This window comes from Flavobacterium aquaticum, assembly GCF_003259835.1.
Taxonomy (GTDB): domain Bacteria; phylum Bacteroidota; class Bacteroidia; order Flavobacteriales; family Flavobacteriaceae; genus Flavobacterium; species Flavobacterium aquaticum.
The window spans coordinates 287,941-307,120 of sequence record NZ_QLMI01000003.1; the positions used below are offsets into that span (position 1 = coordinate 287,941).

Sequence of the window (19,180 nt, forward strand, 5' to 3'; positions counted from 1 at the left end):
GTTTAGTTCTCAAATTTTTTGAATAAAACACAAGCGTTATGTCCACCAAAACCAAAAGTATTACTCATGGCTACTTTAATTTCGCGTTTTTGCGCTTTATTTAAAGTTAAGTTTAATGATGGATCAATGTTTTCGTCTACAGTAGTATGATTAATCGTTGGAGGTACAATTCCGTTCTGCATCGCTAATATAGAAGCAATTGCTTCAATAGCACCAGCAGCACCAAGTAAGTGACCTGTCATCGATTTAGTCGAATTAATGTTGATGTTTTTAGCATGAGCACCAAAAACATGACTAATTGCTTTTAACTCAGCAACGTCTCCAAGTGGAGTTGAAGTTCCGTGAGTGTTAATGTGGTCTACGTCTTCTGGTTTTAAACCAGCATCGCGTAAACAGTTTTCCATTACAGCAATAACTCCAATTCCTTCAGGATGTGGAGCTGTTAAGTGGTACGCATCAGAAGATAAACCACCACCACCTACTTCACAGTAAATTTTAGCACCACGCGCAATCGCATGTTCATACTCTTCTAATACTAAAGCACCGGCACCCTCACCTAAAACAAATCCGTCACGAGTAGCATCAAAAGGTCTTGAAGCTGTTTCTGGACTTTCGTTTCGAGTTGATAAAGCTTGCATTGAGTTAAATCCGCCCATACCTGCAATTGTTACTGCTGCTTCAGAACCACCTGAAACAATAACATCGCACATTCCTAAACGGATGTAGTTGAACGCATCTACTAAAGCATTAGCCGAAGAAGCACATGCAGAAACTGTAGTATAGTTAGGTCCCATAAAGCCATTTCGCATCGAAATGTGTCCAGGAGCAATATCAGCAATCATTTTAGGAATAAAGAATGGATTAAAACGCGGTGTTCCATCACCAGCGGCGTAATTCATTACTTCGTCTTGGAAAGTTTGTAAACCTCCAATACCTGCTCCCCAAATAACTCCAACTCTATGTTTATTTACATTTTCTAAGGAAATACCAGCATCTTTGATGGCTTCATCGCTGGCAACAATAGCATATTGAGCAAACTTATCCATTCTGCGAACCTCTTTTTTGTCGATAAAATCTTCAACATTGAAGTTTTTAATCTCACAAGCAAATTTGGTTTTATGCTTTTCAGTATCGTAATAAGTAATAGGGGCAGCGCCACTTTTTCCGTTCACAAGACCGTCCCAATATTCTTGAAGAGTATTTCCGATAGGAGTTAACGCTCCAAGACCTGTTACAACAACACGCTTTAATTGCATATTCTAATTTTTAAAAAATCGTTTAAACAAATAATACCCGTGTTTTCTTTAGTTATAATGAATAAAGAGACAAGGGTATTTCAATATATTGTGATTGAAATTCAATCAAAAATAGTCTAATTTTTTTAAAATAATAAAAACCCGCATGCAAAAAATGCACACGGGTGTTTTATTTATTATTTTTTAGCTTCTTCGATGTAAGAAATAGCTTGACCTACAGTAGCAATGTTTTCAGCTTGGTCGTCTGGAATTTGGATATCAAATTCTTTTTCGAACTCCATAATAAGCTCAACAGTGTCTAATGAATCAGCTCCTAAATCATTTGTGAAGCTTGCTTCTGTTACAACTTCGTTTTCGTCAACACCTAATTTGTCTACGATAATCGCTTTTACTCTTGATGCAATGTCTGACATAATCTTTAATTTTTAATTTAATTTGTTGGCAAAAATAAAAAACTTTATTTTAAAACAACCTTTTTGTTACTAAATGTGACTACGAAAATAAAAAAAAATATTCACAAAGGCCTCTTTTTTTTATTTTTTACCAATAATTATTCTTTTTTTTGTGGGAAGAAATCAATACTGAAATGAAGAATATTGTGCTTTTTGCTTCCGGAAATGGCTCAAATGCCGAAGAAATTATTCGCTATTTTAAAAAAAATAACCAAGGAACTGTAGTCGCTATCTTTTCTAACAAACCAGATGCCAAAGTGTTAGAGAGAGCAAAAAATCATGATATTCCTTCAGTCGTTTTTAATAAAACGCAGTTAAATGAAGGTTTTGTGTTGGAACAATTGCATCAATTTCAGCCTGATTTAATTGTTTTAGCCGGATTTCTACTAAAATTTCCTGAGTCTATATTAAAAGAATATCCAAAAGTGATTAATATTCATCCTGCTTTATTGCCAAAATACGGCGGAAAAGGTATGTATGGCATGAATGTGCATCAAGCTGTTTTAGAAAATAAAGAAAAAGAAACCGGAATCACCATTCATTATGTAAACGAACATTACGATGAAGGCGAATTCATTTTTCAAAAATCGGTAAATATCGAAGATTGCAAAACCGCTGAAGAAATTGCCCACAAAATCCACGAATTAGAACATCAATATTTTCCAGAAGTTATCGCAAGTGTGTTAATGAAATAAGTTATGGCAAAAAAGAAGTATTATGTTGTTTGGGATGGAATTGAAACTGGAATTTTTGATTCTTGGGAGAAATGTAAATCAGTTACAAAGAATTATCCTCAAGCAAAATATAAGTCTTTTATGACTTTAGAAATGGCAAAGGAAGCGTATTCAAAGAGTTATTATGACTTTGCTGGAAAAAAAATATTTGAAACTAGTTTGTCTAAAGAAGATTTATTAAAAATAGGCAATCCGATTTTAGATTCAATTTCTGTTGATGCTGCTTGTAGTGGCAATCCTGGTATAATGGAGTATAGAGGTGTTCATACTAAAACTAAAGAACAGCTATTTATTATGGGGCCATTTGAAAATGGAACAAATAATGTTGGAGAGTTTTTAGCTTTAGTGCATGGACTAGCATTATTAAAGAAAAATGGGATAAATCTACCTATTTATTCGGATTCTAGAAATGCGATAAGTTGGGTAAAACAGAAAGTCTGTAGAACAAATCTCCACAAAGACGAGAGTAACCAAAAGTTATTTGAATTAATTACAAGAGCTGAGAATTGGTTAAAAAGCAATTCTTATCAAAATGAAATTCTAAAATGGGAGACAAAAGCATGGGGTGAAATTCCTGCAGATTTTGGAAGAAAACAATAGTTTTATAATTTGACAACTATAAAACTTTTAAACTTCTAAACAAAAACTTATCTTTGCACCTTATTTCAAATTCAATTTAATGAACAAACTATTAATAGTAGGAACAGTAGCTTTTGATGCTATTGAAACGCCTTTCGGAAAAACAGATAAAATTTTAGGTGGAGCCGCGACTTACATTGGTTTAGCGTCTAATTTTTTTAATGTAGATGCAGCAGTAGTTTCTGTGGTTGGTGAAGATTTTCCAAAGGAATATTTAGATTTATTAGAAAATAAAGGAGTAAACATTGAAGGAATCGAAATCGTAAAAGGTGGAAAAACTTTCTTTTGGAGTGGAAAATACCACAACGACTTAAATTCTCGCGACACTTTAGTAACAGAATTAAACGTTTTGGCAGATTTTAATCCAGTTGTGCCTCAAGCGTATAAAAATTCAGACGTAGTTTTATTAGGAAATTTACATCCAATTGTACAATCAGGTGTTTTAAACCAAATGTCTGAAAGACCAAAATTAGTTGTTTTAGATACGATGAACTTTTGGATGGATTGTGCCTTACCAGAATTATTAGACGTTATCAAACGTGTAGATGTTATCACTATCAACGATGAAGAAGCGCGTCAGTTATCAGGAGAATATTCTTTGGTAAAAGCAGCGGCTAAAATTCATACAATGGGACCAAAATATGTGGTTATCAAAAAAGGAGAACACGGAGCGCTATTGTTCCACAACAAAGACGTATTCTTTGCTCCAGCTTTACCGTTAGAAGAAGTGTTTGATCCAACAGGAGCTGGTGATACTTTCGCAGGTGGTTTCGCAGGTTACATTGCACAATCAGAGAACATTTCGTTTAGCAATTTGAAAAACGCTATTATTTATGGTTCAAACTTAGCTTCTTTCTGTGTGGAGAAATTTGGAACTGAGCGAATGGAAACTTTAGATAAAAATGAAGTGAACGCGCGTTTGAAACAATTCAAAGCCTTAACGCAATTTGAAATAGAATTAGAAGAATAAAAACGTGCCTCGAAATTTCGGGGCATTTTTTGTTTCAAAAAGAATAAGAATTACAACAACCTACAACAACACAACAACTTATGAGTGACGCTATACAACACGAATGTGGAATTGCTTTACTACGATTAAAAAAACCGTTAGAGTTCTATAAAGAAAAATACGGAACTGCTTTCTATGGAGTACAAAAAATGTACTTACTTATGGAAAAGCAACACAACCGCGGTCAAGACGGAGCTGGATTAGCAAGTATTAAATTGGATGTAAATCCAGGTGAAAGGTACATCAGCCGTATTCGTTCAAACGACCCACAACCTATTAAGGATATCTTCGCTCAAATTAACGACAGAATCAGTCGCGAGTTAGAAGAACATCCAGAATATCAAAACAATGTGGCGCTTCAAAAACAAAATATTCCATATTTGGGAGAAGTGTTTTTAGGTCACGTTCGTTATGGAACTTTCGGTAAAAATAGCATCGAAAGTGTACATCCTTTCCTTCGTCAAAACAATTGGATGCACCGTAATTTAATTGTTGCGGGAAATTTCAATATGACGAATGTTAAAGAGTTATTCCAAAACTTAATTGATTTAGGACAACATCCAAAACAAATGGCCGATACCGTTACCGTAATGGAAAAAATCGGACATTTCTTAGATGATGAGGTTACCGAATTATACAAACACTGCAAACATGAAGGGTATTCTAAGCAAGAAGCTTCTCCGATAATTGGCGAACGATTAAATGTACAGCGTATTTTAGAACGTGCATCTCGTAATTTCGATGGAGGTTACGCAATGGCTGGACTTTTCGGTCATGGCGATTCGTTTGTTTTGCGCGATCCTGCTGGAATTCGTCCTGCTTATTTCTACGAAGATGATGAAATTGTAGTAGTCGCTTCAGAACGTCCGGTTATTCAAACGGTTTTCAATGTGCCTTTCGAAAAAGTTCAAGAATTAACTCCTGGAAGTGCTATTATTATCAAGAAAAACGGAAATGTTTCAGTTCAAGAAGTTAGAACTCCATTGATCAAAAAAGCATGTTCGTTTGAACGCATTTATTTTTCTCGCGGAAGCGATGCCGAAATTTACAGAGAGCGTAAAGAACTAGGAAAATTAATCTTCCCAAGTGTTTTAAAAGCTATCGATAACGATACCGATAATACGGTTTTTTCTTTTATTCCAAATACAGCAGAAACTTCTTTTTACGGTATGTCAGAAGCGGCGCAAGATTTCTTAAATCAAAGAAAAGCCAAAATGATTATCGAGCAAAAAGATACGTTGACGGAAGACACGTTGAAAGAACTCCTTTCTGTGAAAATCAGAACGGAAAAAATTGCGATTAAAGATGCGAAATTAAGAACGTTTATTACCGAAGATAGTAGCCGTGATGATTTAGTAGCTCACGTTTATGATGTTACTTATGGAGTAGTAAAACCAACCGATAATTTGGTAATTATTGATGATAGTATTGTGAGAGGAACTACCTTAAAACAAAGTATCATTAAAATGATGGATCGTTTACATCCAAAGAAAATTGTTGTAGTTTCATCAGCACCTCAAATTCGTTATCCAGATTGTTACGGAATTGATATGGCGAAATTAGAAGGATTAGTAGCTTTCAGAGCAGCTTTAGATTTATTAAAAGAACGCAATTTATATCATATAGTAGAAGAAGTATATCAAAAATCGAAAGCACAAGAAGATTTTAGTGATGCTGATGTAGTGAATTATGTAAAAGAAATTTATGCGCCTTTCACCGATCAAGAAATTTCAGATAAAATTGCCGAAATGCTTACGCCAGATGACACCAAAGCAGAAGTAAAAATCATTTACCAAACGGTGGAAGATTTACATAAAGCATGTCCGAAAAACTTAGGAGATTGGTATTTCACAGGAGATTATCCTACAGATGGAGGAAATCGTGTAGTAAATCGTGCATTCATGAATTTCTATGAAGGTAAAGATGCACGAGCATACTAAAAAGTGTGTTTCATCGATTTTTTATTTCGTTTAACAATTTTTTTATAGTAATACAAAATCTCGCCATACTTTAGCTCTACCAGAAAATTAGTAGGTTAAGTTTTATGGTAGATTTGGGGCAAAAAGGGTACGCAATGCGTGCCTTTTTTTTGCCCCAAAATCTGTTTTAACAAAAATTGAAGACCAATTTTGCTCAAAAAGCGCATTTCATCGACTTTTTAATTCGTTTAACAATTTTTTTATGCAAGCATAGTATCTTATACTACTTTAGCTCTACCAAAAAATTAGTAGGTTAAGTTTTATGGTAGATTTGGGGCAAAAAGGGTACGCAATGCGTGCCTTTTTTTTGCCCAAAAATGAATGAACTTGTTAGAAAAAGTAAAAAATTAACTTATTTTATTCTTCAAAAACGCATTTCATCGACTTTTTGTGTTGTTCAACAATTTTTTTCGTCATATATATAAGAGTGTTCTACTTTAGTGCTACCAGAAAATTAGTAGGTTAAGTTTTATGGTAGATTTGGGGCAAAAAGGGTGAAAGCAATTTCACCTTTTTTATTTTAATAAACTTGGTAACAAAAAAGGCGAAGATTTTTCAATCCTCGCCTTTTTTAATTTTGTTTATTCTGAATTATTTTGCTGCAGCAAAACGTTTAGCAACTTCAGTCCAGTTAATTACATTAAAAAACGCTTCCATATAATCAGGACGACGGTTTTGATAGTGTAAGTAGTAAGCATGTTCCCAAACATCCATTCCTAGGATTGGTTGTCCGCCACAAGCAACACCTGGCATTAACGGATTGTCTTGGTTTGGAGTAGAACAAACTTCTAATTTGCCATCTTTTACACATAACCAAGCCCATCCTGAACCAAAACGAGTAGCTCCCGCTTTAGCAAATTCTGCTTTAAAAGCATCAAATGAACCAAATGCAGCATCAATAGCAGTAGCTAATTCACCTGTTGGTAAACCACCACCATTTGGCGACATAATTTCCCAAAACATAGTGTGGTTATAATGTCCACCACCGTTGTTACGAACTGGCATGTTGTTCATGTCTAAATTTTTCATCAAATCTTCAATAGATTTTCCTTCTAAATCTGTTCCAGCAATTGCTGCGTTTAAGTTGGTAACGTAAGCATTGTGGTGCTTAGAATGGTGAATTTCCATTGTTCTCGCATCAATATGTGGTTCTAATGCATCGTATGCATAAGGTAATTGTGGTAATTCAAAAGCCATGATATTTAATTTTTAGATTAATAATATTTTCACCAAATTTACAAATTAAACTTCGGATTCAAAAATAGATAGTTTTTATACCACTATTAGTAAGATAAATATAACATTGAATACAACCGCATTTACCATATACGACGCTTCGGCTGGCTCCGGAAAAACTTATACGCTAACGAAAGAATATTTAAAAATTCTCTTCTTGGCGACGAATGATGATGCGTATCGAAAAATTCTAGCCATCACTTTTACCAATAAAGCGGTAGAAGAAATGAAAACCCGAATTGTGTCGAGTTTGTATCAATTTTCATTGGATAACACTTCTGATAAAGCGATGGAATTGCTAAAAGATGTTGCTTCGGAAACCAAATTAAGCATTGCTACTTTAAAAGACAAATCGAAAGCCATCATCAAAAATATCATTCACAATTATGCGGCGTTTGATATTTCTACGATTGATAAATTCACGCACAAAGTGATACGAACGTTTGCTCAAGATTTGAATTTACCTCCAAATTTTGAAGTGTCACTGGAAACCGATTCCTTATTACAAGAAGCGATTGATTTGGTGATTTCTAAAGCAGGTGATGATCCAAATTTGACCAAATTACTAATCGAATTTTCAAAAGAAAAAACAGACGACGATAAAAACTGGGATATTTCGGCCGAATTATTAAAGGTTGCCCAATTGATTACCAACGAAAACAATTCGGAAGAAATCAAAGAATTGTCTGAAAAAAGTATTGATGATTTCGGAATCGTAAAAAAGAAATTGCAGGAAGAAATCAAACAATTAAAAGCCGAAACTAGTGAAGCCGGAAAAAATATTAAGCATTTTATTGAATCAAATGGAGCGAGTTTAAGTTCTTTTCCAAAGTATTTCAATGATCATTTGAATAATATTGAGTTAAATCAGTTGAAAGACACTCAAAAAAAATATTTTTCTCCTGATGATATTAAGGTTTTAAAATCGGCTAAAGATGTTGCTATTATTGAATCGATTATTGATGAAATCGTTTCACAATTAAAATCGATTTACGATAAGTTAGGAAAAGTAGCGATGTACGAAGCTTTTCTACAAAATTTAAATCCACTTTCGTTATTAAACACGATTTACCAGGAATTTAAACAAATTCAAGAGGAACAAAATTTAGTTTCGATTTCCGATTTCAATAAAATCATTCATAACGAAATTCAAAACCAACCAGCGCCTTTTATTTATGAGCGTTTGGGCGAAAAATACCGTCATTATTTTATAGATGAGTTTCAGGATACTTCGGTAATGCAGTGGCAAAATTTGATTCCTTTAATTGATAATGCACTTTCGGGTCAAGATGATTTTGGTCAACAAGGAACTTTGATGTTGGTTGGCGATCCAAAACAAGCGATTTACCGTTGGCGCGGAGGAAAAGCCGAACAATTTATCGATTTGGCCAAGGAAGATAAAAAACACAATCCGTTTTCCAATAAAGACAAAGAAACGCTTCGATTGGGTACAAATTATCGCAGTTATTCCGAAGTTATTCAGTTTAACAATGCGTTTTTCAAACAATTATCGGATAAATTCGAAAATTCAGATTATAAAAATCTATACGAAAACTTATCACATCAAGAAATCAATTCCAAAATGGGCGGCTATGTGAATTTGTCGTTCATTGAAGTGCCAGAAGACGAAACCGAAGTTGAAGGTTTTGATTCGGATAACGATTCGATTTCGGTAAAAGATAAATTTTACTTGAATCAAACGTTACGAACCATTGAAAAATGTATCGCGAACGGATTTGAATACAAAGACATCGTGTTGCTTACACGAACTAAAGCACCTGGAATAAAATTAGCGAATTTCTTAACCGAAAACAGCATACCAATTTTGTCTTCGGAAACTTTATTGATTCAAAATGCGACAGAAGTGAAATTGTTGATTGCGTTACTTCGTTATTTGAAAAATCCAAAAGATGACGAATCGAAAGTCTACTTCTTGTATTTCATTGCGAAATATTTACAATCGGAATTAGAAATTCATGATTTCATTTTGGCTTCGAAAGACAAAAATTCAGATGAATTAGAAACGTTTTTAAAAACCATCGGAATTGAGATTTCGTTTAAAAATTGCAAGAAAAAATCATTGTACGAAGCAGTTGAAATTTTGATTGCGACATTTTTAAATGACAAAGTGAATACTTCGTATTTGCAGTATTTCTTGGATTTGGTATTAGAAAAAGATGTAAAAGTACAATCGAGTATTGCGGATTTCTTGGAGTATTGGGATAAAATCGGTTACCAAAAAAGTATTCCGTCACCAGAAGGAACAAATGCCGTTCGTATCATGACAATTCATAAATCAAAAGGTTTAGAATTTCCAGTGGTGATTTTTCCGTTTGCAGAAGAAAATTTTTCAAGTAAACCAAAAGATAAATTGTGGATTCCGTTAGAAGACGCAAATGTGAATTTTCCAAAAGCACTTATCAACAATAAGAAAGAAGTGGAAACTTACGGAAATGAAGCAAAAGCAATTTTTCAAACCAAAAACCAAGAAGAAGTTTTAGATACAATAAACGTTTTGTACGTGGCTTTAACGCGTGCCGAAGAGCAATTGTATGTGATTTCGAATAAACTGAAAACGAAAAAAGGAGATTTAGTTGCCAATAATTTATCATACTATTTTCTGGAGTTTTTGCAAAATATCGGGAAATATGAAGAAACCAAATCAGAATACGAGTTTGGAAATCCAACCCGAATTTCAACTAACAAATCCCACGAAGGAAATCACCATCAAATCGGAATCGTAACGCATAAATTAAATCCAAAAAACATCAAAATTGCACAGCGCGAAGCCTTAATGTGGGGAACGGTTCAGCAGGATGCGATTACTTTTGGAAATATTTTGCATGAAATCATGGCGTTTATTCATGCGAAAGACGATGTGAATTTGGCAATTCAAAAAGCAACAGAATTAGGATTGATCACGTTTTCCCAAAATGCAATTTTTAAAGAAACAATTGAAAAAATCGTAAATCATGAAGAATTGATTTCGTTTTTTGATGCCGATGCAAAAGTTTTCAACGAACAAAACATCATCAAAAAAGCAACTAAAAACAGTAAACCTGATAGAGTCGTAATCAAAGATAGCGTGGCGTATTTGTTAGATTACAAAACTGGAGAAAAACACAACAAACACAAAGCACAATTAGAAGAATACGAATTGGCTTTACAAGAAATGAAATACACCGTTGCAAAAAAAGCACTTATATATATAGGAGAAAGTATAGAAATAGTAACTTTGTAACCATTAACACAACCATAAACGATTAATATATCATGTACGGAAAAATCCAACAACACCTACAAAACGAATTAAATACCATTCAAGAAAACGGATTGTTTAAAAAAGAGCGCATTATCACTTCGCCTCAAGGAGCAGAAATTACAATCTCTACAGGTGAAACGGTTTTAAATTTTTGTGCCAATAATTATTTAGGACTTTCCTCTCACCCCGAAGTAGTGCAAGCAGCAAAAGATGCTTTAGATTCTCATGGTTTCGGAATGTCATCAGTGCGTTTTATTTGTGGAACTCAAGATATTCACAAAGAATTAGAGCAAAAAATCGCTAATTTCTACGGAACAGAAGATACCATTTTATACGCAGCAGCTTTTGATGCAAATGGAGGTGTTTTCGAACCATTATTAGGAGAAGAAGATTGTATTATTTCTGATTCTTTGAATCACGCTTCTATTATTGATGGTGTTCGTTTGTGTAAAGCAGCGCGTTACCGTTACGAAAACAATAATATGGAAGACTTGGAACAACAGTTAATCAAAGCAACTGAAGCAGGTCACCGTTTTAAATTAATCGTAACCGACGGAGTTTTCTCAATGGACGGATTAGTAGCACCATTAGATAAAATTTGTGATTTAGCAGATAAGTATGATGCTATGGTAATGGTTGACGAATGTCACGCTGCGGGTTTCATTGGAGCTACAGGAAAAGGAACATTAGAAGCTAAAGGTGTAATGGGAAGAGTAGATATCATTACAGGAACACTTGGAAAAGCTCTAGGTGGTGCAATGGGCGGTTATACAACAGCAAAAAAAGAAATTATTGAAATATTACGCCAACGCTCGCGTCCGTATTTGTTTTCAAATTCATTAGCGCCTTCAATTGTAGGAGCTTCATTAAAAGTTTTTGAATTATTAGAAAAAGATACGACACTAAGAGATAAATTAGAGTGGAACACCAATTATTTTAAAGCAGGGTTAAGAAAAGCAGGTATAGATTTCATTGATGGAGACTCTGCAATTGTGCCAGTTATGTTATATGATGCCAAATTATCTCAAGTAATGGCAGAAGAACTGTTAAAAAAAGGAATTTATGTTATAGGGTTTTTCTTTCCGGTTGTTCCAAAGGATAAAGCCCGTATTCGCGTGCAATTATCTGCTGCGCATACGCAAGAACACTTGGATAAAGCTATTGCAGCTTTCACAGAAGTCGCAAAAAATTTAGCCATAATCAAGTAAAATCCGACAAAGGAGTAAATTTTTTTAACAAAACTTTTTGTAGTTAAAAAAAACGTATTACTTTTGTTCTAATTATAACGCATTGTAATTAAATAAATAAGTATGAAACATTTAAACAAATTATTTGCTGTAGCTTTATTGTTTGCTGGATTAACATCGCAAGCACAAGACAGTAACAACCCATGGGCGGTGTCTTTTGGGGCAAACGCAGTAGACACTAAAGTTAGTGCTGTTGGTAACGATAGTCCAAAGTGGATTCAATTAGCAAACGCAAGAGAAAACTGGAATTTTATACCTTCAGTATCTTATTTGACTGTGTCTAGATACGTTGGAGATGGTTTTTCTTTTGGTTTAACAGGATCTGTTAACAAAATTGACAAAATGGTTTACAGAGATTTATCAACTGAGTATACTGATGTAGTAGTAAACCCAGGAGATTTATCTTATTATGCAATTGATGCAACTATCAAGTATAGCTTCATGGAAATGTTAAAATCTAAATGGTTAGATCCATCTCTTAACATTGGTGGAGGTTACAACTTCTTTGGTGATGCATCTGCAGGTACTGTAAATGGAGGTTTAGGTTTAACTTTTTGGTTTACTGAACAAGTTGGTTTACAATTACAATCTACTTACAAACATTCGTTTGATGATAACAGAGTTGCTGATTTAGATGTTCCAACTCATATTCAACACATGGCTGGTTTAACTTTCAAATTTGGAGGTAAAGATACAGACGGTGATGGAATTTATGACAAAGATGATGCATGTCCTGAAGTTGCTGGTTTACCAGAATTCAAAGGATGTCCTGATACAGACAAAGATGGTATCCAAGATTCAGAAGACGCTTGTCCAGAAGAAGTTGGAACTAAAGAATTAAACGGTTGTCCTGATAATGACGGAGACGGTATCATCAATTCAGAAGATGCTTGTCCAGATGACAAAGGAACTAAAATGATGAATGGATGTCCAGATGCTGACGGTGACGGTGTTGCTGATAAAGATGACAAATGTCCTACTGTAGCTGGTGCTAAAGATAACGCTGGTTGTCCATGGCCTGATACAGACGGTGACGGTGTTGCTGATAAAGATGACAAATGTCCTACTGTAGTTGGTACTGTTGCTAACAATGGTTGTCCAGAAGTTTCTGACGAAACAATGAAAAAATTAAATGACTATGGTAAAACTATTTTGTTTAACTCTGGTAAAGCTTCTTTCCAAAAACAAACAATTCCAGTTTTACAAGCAATGGCTGCTATCTTAAAAGAGTATCCTACTGCTAAATTCTCTTTAGAAGGTCATACTGATTCTGACGGTAAAGATGCAATGAACCAAAAATTATCTGAAGATAGAGCTGCTGCTGTTAAAAACTTCTTAGTTGAAAACGGTATCGACGCTTCTAGATTATCTTCTAAAGGTTTTGGTGAGTCTATGCCAGTAGATTCTAACAAAACTGCTAAAGGTAAAGCTAACAACAGAAGAGTAGAAGTGAAATTAGTTAAATAATTTCTTTCTAAAATATATTAAGAAACGCCTCGATTTATCGGGGCGTTTTTTTATTTTTATAAAATGAAACAAGATACTTTTTTAGATAAGTTAAGCGCCATTATTTTATCACAATCTGATATTGAATTATCGAATTGTCTGATTGTTTTACCCAATAAAAGAGCCAAAGTATTTCTTTTAGAAAGTTTAAAAAACCAATTAGAAACAACTTCGTTTGCACCAACTATCATTAGTATTGAAGATTTTATTCAAGAAATTTCTGGACTTCGTACAATTGACCCAATTGAATTACTATTTGAATTCTACGAAGTTTATCTTTCCGTAACTGAAAAATCCAAACAGCAAACCTTTGAAGAATTTGCCACTTGGGCAAAAACTGCCATTCAAGATTTTAATGAAATCGATCGATATTTATTAGATTCAAATCATGTTTTTTCTTATTTAGAAGATATAGAAGCATTAAAACGTTGGGATTTACAACCACAAGATAAAACCAAATTAATCACAACTCATTTAGAGTTTTGGGCTAAATTGCCTTTGTATTACGAATCGTTTTACGAACATTTATTAAACAAAGGAATTGGTTATCAAGGTTTATTGTACAGAGAAGCAGTTAAAAACTTAGTTTCGTTTACCACAACAATTACCAATCAAATCTTTTTCGCTGGGTTTAATGCTTTAAATCAAGCGGAGGAACGAATATTCAAACATTTAGCCAACGAAAACAAAGCCAAAATTTATTGGGATATTGATGAAGTGTTTTTGAATGACTCTTATCACGATGCTGGTTTGTTTATTCGTAAGTTCAAGAAAGAATGGAAACCTTTCGTAAATCAAGATTTCGAATGGGTGGTGAATCACTTTAGTCAAGAAAAAAATATTGAAATTATTGGCACTCCAAAAAGTATTGGTCAAGCTAAAATTGTGGGAACGATTATCGAAAAAATTCAATCCGAAAACCCAAATTTAGAAAAAACAGCTGTTGTTCTAGGTGATGAAAACCTATTGCTTCCCGTTTTATACGGTTTACCTGAATCGGTGGATGCTTTGAATATTACAATGGGTTATCCAAGTAAAAATAATCCCGCACAACTCTTGATTAGCAAGTTGTTTAAGTTGCATACGAATGCCAAACAACGAAACGAAAAAAGCTATACATTCTATTACAAAGAAGTTTTAGATATTCTGAATCATCCTTTGGTGGAACCGTATTGCAAAGTGGAAGAAGTTGTAAAAGTGATTAATAACAATAATTTTACTTTCTTTTCGAATCAAAAATTATTCAGTTTATACGAAGAGAAATATCCAAATACAGAAAACAAATTCTTCAAATTATTATTTACACGTTGGGATGATTCAATTTCCGATATTTTAGTGAATTTGAATTCGATTTTACTTATCATAAAATCTTATTTAAGTAACGACGATGCCGAAGAAAAAGTAACCAAAGCTTTTGTGTATTCCGTTTTTAAAACGATAAATAAATTAACCAATTATCACGAAACGTATGATCAAATTGAAAGCTTGCCTTCGCTTCAAGCCATTTACAAGCAAATTATCGATTTAGCGGAAGTTTCTTTTGAAGGTGAGCCTTTGAGTGGTCTTCAGGTGATGGGGGTTTTAGAAAGCCGCGTATTGGATTTTGAAAATGTGATTATTACTTCGGTAAATGAAGGCAAATTTCCAGCTGGAAAATCGCAAAATTCATTCATTCCGTATGATGTAAAGAAAGAATTGGGATTACCTACCTACAAAGAAAAAGATGCGATTTATTGCTATCATTTTTATCATTTGTTGTTACGTGCGAAAAACGTTTGGTTGCTTTATAATACCGATAACGAAGGAATTGATGCTGGCGAAAAAAGTCGTTTTATTACCCAATTAGAAATCGAGAAACAACCAAAACACAACATTACTAGTGCAATTTATAACGCAGTTTTACCCGAAAAAGCATACGAACCAGTTACCATTCCAAAAACAGATAAAATCTTAACCCGTTTGCAGGAAATTGCAACCGATAAAGGATTTTCACCATCGTCGTTGACCAATTATATTCGAAATCCGTTACAGTTTTATATGCAACGTATTTTGCGCATCAACGAAGCCGATGAAGTGGAGGAAAATATCGCAGTGAATACCTTGGGAACCATAATTCACAATGCTTTGGAAGAATTGTATACACCTTATTTGAATCAGTATTTGGCATTGCATCATATTGAAGCGATGGAAGCAAAAATTGACGAAGTCATTCTAAAACATTTCAAAGAAATTTACAAAGAAGGTGAAATCACAAAAGGTAAAAACCTGTTAGCTTTTGAAGTGGCGAAACGAAATGTCTACAATTTTCTACAATTGGAAAAGAAAGATATCGAAGAAGGTCAAGCCATAAAAGTGTTATTGTTGGAAGCGAGTTTATCTTGTGAAATCGAAATGAAATCGTTGTCATTTCCAATAAAAATTGCAGGTAAAGTCGACCGAATTGAAGAGCGAAACGGGACTATCAGAATCATTGATTACAAAACCGGAAAAGTATTAGGCAATAGTTTAAAAATTAACGATTTTACCGATTTGACTTCCGATATTAAAAATGAAAAAATCATTCAGTTATTATGTTATGCTTTGATGTTTGAAAATCATGAATTAAAACAAAACCGAGAAGTTTCGGCCGGAATAGTTTCGTTTAAAAATATGAAAAGTGGTTTTTTACCATTCGGATTAGGAAAAGGAAATGATGCTGAACTTGTTATTTCAAATGATATTTTACAAGATTTTAAATCGGAGTTAGAAACGTTGATTTTGGAAATTTTCAATCCAGAAATTCCGTTTAAAGAAAAGGTTTAACGTTTCGTTACAATTTTCTTACATGCTTTTTCGTTTTCTTTACAAAAGTTACAGTAACCGAAAAACATACTTATGAAAAAAATCTTCTCTTTCGCATCCATTTTATTGGTTAATATTTTGTTTTCGCAAAATCAGGCACCTGTTTTTAATCTTGATTTTGAAAAACATTCTAAAAAGGATGAATTACCAAACGATTGGATTCGATGGAGTGAGAGTGAATTGAAAGTTGACTCTACAAATGCTATTTCAGGTAAAAACTCATTATTAATAAATGTAAAAGAAGGAGAAGGTTTTGGATGTATAGCTTACAAACTTCCAGCAAATTTTAAAGGCAGAAAAATCACTTTAGAAGGTTATTTAAAGTACGAAGAGGCAACGGATGGTTATGTAGGTTTACTTTTGCGAATAGAAAAAGACGAACAAGCTATTGCATCTGCCAATATGCAAAACCAAAAATTGCAAGGAACAGCCGATTGGAAAAAATATTCTATTACATTAGATTTTAAAGAAAATGCAGATGAAATTTATGTTGCTGGAATCTTAATTGGAAAAGGAAAGGCTTGGTTTGATAATTTTAAAGTCACTATTGATGGAAAACCAATTGAGAATATAAAACCTGTTGAAAAAGAACTTTCTATTATTGAAAAAGACACAGAATTTGACTCAGGTTCAAAATTTGAAATCACCAGTCTTAATGAAATTCAAAAAAGAAATTTATTTGTATTAGGAAAAGTTTGGGGGTTTGTGAAATATTATCATCCAGCGATAGCCGAAGGTAAAATCAGCTGGGATTATGAGTTGTTTAGAATGTTGTCAAAAATAGATAGTCAAAACTTTGATAGCGAATTGGTGCAATGGATTAATAAATTGGGTACTTTCAAAACTACTACTCAAAAACTTCCGAAAGAAAGTGCCATTAAATTACTTCCTAACACAAAATGGATTTCTGACACGAATTTAATTTCCTCAGAATTATCGGCATTGCTTCAAAAAGTAAATGCGGCGGATAGAAGCGATTCAAATTATTACATCGGTTTAAGAAGAAGAGTAAAAAACCCCGAATTTACTAATGAAAAAGTGTATAGTAAAATGGAATATTCCGATACTGGAATTAAGCTTTTAGCGATTTTTAGATATTGGAATTTGATTGAATACTTTTTTCCAAACCGTCATTTGATGGATGAAAATTGGGATTCAGTTTTAACAGAATTCATTCCGAGAATGACCGCTACAAAAGATCAAAAAGAGTATACTTTAACCTTGTTAGAACTTATCGGGAAAATTCAAGATACGCATGCCAATATTTGGAGATACAATGAAGTGATTTCGGATTATTTTGGTCAAAATATTGCTCCCATTGGAGTAAGTTTTATTGAAAATAAAGCGGTAGTTGTCAAATTGCACGATGAATTTAAAGATGGAAATTTACAAATAGGTGATGTAATTTTAGCTGTAAATGGAATCAAAGTAGAAGATTGGATTAAAAATAATTTGAAATATTTTCCAGCCTCCAATTACCCAACACAATTGCGAGACATATCTCAAAGGATTCTGAGAACCAATGAACAAACGATTAGTTTGACTATTGAAAATATTTTGGGTCAAAAAGAAGTTGTCGTAAATACAGTCAAATATAAATACTTTCCAAGCCAGATAGTTTCTCACAAAATTATCAATGAAAACATCGGCTATATTTATCCAGGATCTTTGAAAAAAGAAGAGATTCATCAAATCATGGATAAGTTTTTAGACAAAAAAGGTTTGATTGTCGATTTAAGATGTTATCCTTCTGATTTTATAGTGTTTAGATTAAGTAATTATCTTTTAAATGAGAAAAAAGATTTTGTAAAATTCACCGCAGGAGATATTAGAACACCAGGGTTGTTTACTTTTAGAGGTGGAGAAATGCGAGTTGGAGGTAAAAATAAAAATTATTTCAAAGGAAAAGTAATTATATTAGTTAATGAAGAAACCCAAAGTCAAGCAGAATATACAACTATGGCATTGCGAGTAGCGCCAAATGCAAAAGTATTAGGAAGTACAACGGCTGGTGCTGATGGAAATGTTTCTGGGATTACTTTGCCAGGAAATATTTTTACTTACATTTCAGGAATTGGAGTTATAACTCCTGATGGTTCTGAAACACAACGTATAGGAATTGTTCCTGATGTGAAACTAGAACCAACAATTAACGGAATTCGCTCAGGAAAAGATGAAGTGTTAGAAAAAGCTATTGAGTTGATTAATAACTAAACCCTTTTCAAAAATCCACTTAAAACCGCCAACAGTTCCGATTGATTTTCAAAATGACTCATGTGACCGTCTTCAAACGTAGTGAGTTGTACTTGGGTGCCTTCGATTTGTTCTAAATTGTCATCATAATTTAAAACTGGGTCTTTTTTACCTAAAATTAGTTGAATCGGGTAAGGCGCAAAATGTAAAATGACTTCACGGTCTTTTCTAATTTTCATGCCTTCTAATGCTGCAACGATTCCTTGAAGTGGTGTTTTTAAAGCTTCTAATTTTACTTCTTCGATAATATCAGCTAAACGTTCGCGATTGTCTTCACTGAACAAATTGGCAATGCTCATGCGAATAAAAGCCGAATAATTTTGCTTCACCGCAATAATAGCGCGGTCACGATTTGCTTTTCGTTCGTCGCTATCGGCTCTTGAAGTGGAGTTTTGTAATACAATTCCTTTGACATTATCGGGATACAATTCGGCGAAAGCCAACGCTACATAACCGCCCATCGAATGTCCGATCAAAACCGCTTTTCTGATTTTTAATTCGTGCAACACATGATGCACCATATCGGCTTGGTCTTCCATGGTGTGGACATAACCTAGACATTCTGTTTCACCATGACCTAATAAATCGATAGTAATGATGCGGTGTTTTTTAAATAATTCAGGAATAAACGCCTTCCACATCCATTGATTTTCCAAAAAACCATGCAATAAAACCACAGCCGTTCCTTTTCCTTGGTCGGTGTAACTGATTTTGGTGTTTTTGAAGTTGCTGGTTTTCATAAGGGCAAAGTTAGGGTTTAAACGCA

At 33.8% G+C, this 19,180-nt stretch carries 13 protein-coding genes; 9 read left to right on the top strand and 4 right to left on the bottom strand.

The window, feature by feature from the left end; genetic code table 11:
• Positions 1 to 2: 2 nt before the first annotated feature.
• Both fabF and B0I03_RS06400 read right to left on the bottom strand, forming a co-directional pair.
• Positions 3 to 1,256, bottom strand: coding sequence for a beta-ketoacyl-ACP synthase II (gene fabF, locus B0I03_RS06395; RefSeq protein WP_111566627.1), 1,254 nt, complete (start codon positions 1,254 to 1,256; stop codon positions 3 to 5).
• 176 nt (positions 1,257 to 1,432) lie between these two features.
• On the bottom strand, positions 1,433 to 1,669 hold the full coding sequence (locus tag B0I03_RS06400; RefSeq protein ID WP_007137004.1) for an acyl carrier protein: 237 nt from the start codon (positions 1,667 to 1,669) through the stop codon (positions 1,433 to 1,435).
• A 173-nt stretch (positions 1,670 to 1,842) separates the two neighbouring features.
• Between B0I03_RS06400 and purN the strand changes: the two genes are divergently transcribed.
• The 4 genes from purN to B0I03_RS06420 all read left to right on the top strand — a co-directional run bounded on the left by purN (position 1,843) and on the right by B0I03_RS06420 (position 6,030).
• Positions 1,843 to 2,403 (top strand): phosphoribosylglycinamide formyltransferase, encoded by a 561-nt coding sequence (purN, locus tag B0I03_RS06405; protein ID WP_111566711.1) that lies wholly within the window; start codon positions 1,843 to 1,845, stop codon positions 2,401 to 2,403.
• Positions 2,404 to 2,406: 3 nt separating this feature from the next.
• Complete coding sequence (locus B0I03_RS06410; protein WP_111566628.1) at positions 2,407 to 3,042, top strand: ribonuclease H1 domain-containing protein; 636 nt, start codon at positions 2,407 to 2,409, stop codon at positions 3,040 to 3,042.
• A gap of 79 nt (positions 3,043 to 3,121) precedes the next feature.
• The gene (locus B0I03_RS06415) at positions 3,122 to 4,051 is read left to right on the top strand and encodes a PfkB family carbohydrate kinase (protein WP_111566629.1); all 930 of its coding nucleotides are present in this window, start codon (positions 3,122 to 3,124) and stop codon (positions 4,049 to 4,051) included.
• Between the two features lie 80 nt (positions 4,052 to 4,131).
• Positions 4,132 to 6,030 carry an amidophosphoribosyltransferase gene (locus B0I03_RS06420; protein WP_111566630.1) on the top strand — a complete coding sequence of 633 codons (1,899 nt, stop codon included), beginning with the start codon at positions 4,132 to 4,134 and terminating at the stop codon, positions 6,028 to 6,030.
• Between the two features lie 630 nt (positions 6,031 to 6,660).
• Here B0I03_RS06420 and B0I03_RS06425 read toward each other — a convergent pair.
• Complete coding sequence (locus tag B0I03_RS06425) at positions 6,661 to 7,266, bottom strand: superoxide dismutase (RefSeq protein ID WP_111566631.1); 606 nt, start codon at positions 7,264 to 7,266, stop codon at positions 6,661 to 6,663.
• 106 nt (positions 7,267 to 7,372) lie between these two features.
• Here B0I03_RS06425 and B0I03_RS06430 point away from each other — a divergent pair, with 106 nt between their 5' ends.
• The 5 genes from B0I03_RS06430 to B0I03_RS06450 all read left to right on the top strand — a co-directional run bounded on the left by B0I03_RS06430 (position 7,373) and on the right by B0I03_RS06450 (position 18,375).
• Positions 7,373 to 10,546 (top strand): UvrD-helicase domain-containing protein, encoded by a 3,174-nt coding sequence (locus tag B0I03_RS06430; RefSeq protein WP_111566632.1) that lies wholly within the window; start codon positions 7,373 to 7,375, stop codon positions 10,544 to 10,546.
• Positions 10,547 to 10,578: 32 nt separating this feature from the next.
• Complete coding sequence (kbl, locus tag B0I03_RS06435; protein ID WP_111566633.1) at positions 10,579 to 11,775, top strand: glycine C-acetyltransferase; 1,197 nt, start codon at positions 10,579 to 10,581, stop codon at positions 11,773 to 11,775.
• 102 nt (positions 11,776 to 11,877) lie between these two features.
• Entirely contained in the window at positions 11,878 to 13,281 is a 1,404-nt protein-coding gene (locus B0I03_RS06440; RefSeq protein WP_111566634.1) for an OmpA family protein, read from the top strand.
• A gap of 63 nt (positions 13,282 to 13,344) precedes the next feature.
• Complete coding sequence (locus B0I03_RS06445; RefSeq protein ID WP_111566635.1) at positions 13,345 to 16,122, top strand: PD-(D/E)XK nuclease family protein; 2,778 nt, start codon at positions 13,345 to 13,347, stop codon at positions 16,120 to 16,122.
• Positions 16,123 to 16,194: 72 nt separating this feature from the next.
• Positions 16,195 to 18,375, top strand: coding sequence for a S41 family peptidase (locus B0I03_RS06450; RefSeq protein WP_111566636.1), 2,181 nt, complete (start codon positions 16,195 to 16,197; stop codon positions 18,373 to 18,375).
• On the opposite strand, the gene B0I03_RS06455 is transcribed toward B0I03_RS06450, so the two are convergent.
• Positions 18,372 to 19,154, bottom strand: coding sequence for an alpha/beta fold hydrolase (locus tag B0I03_RS06455; RefSeq protein ID WP_111566637.1), 783 nt, complete (start codon positions 19,152 to 19,154; stop codon positions 18,372 to 18,374). The two genes, B0I03_RS06450 and B0I03_RS06455, sit on opposite strands and share 4 nt — an antisense overlap.
• Between the last annotated feature and the right edge of the window lie 26 nt (positions 19,155 to 19,180).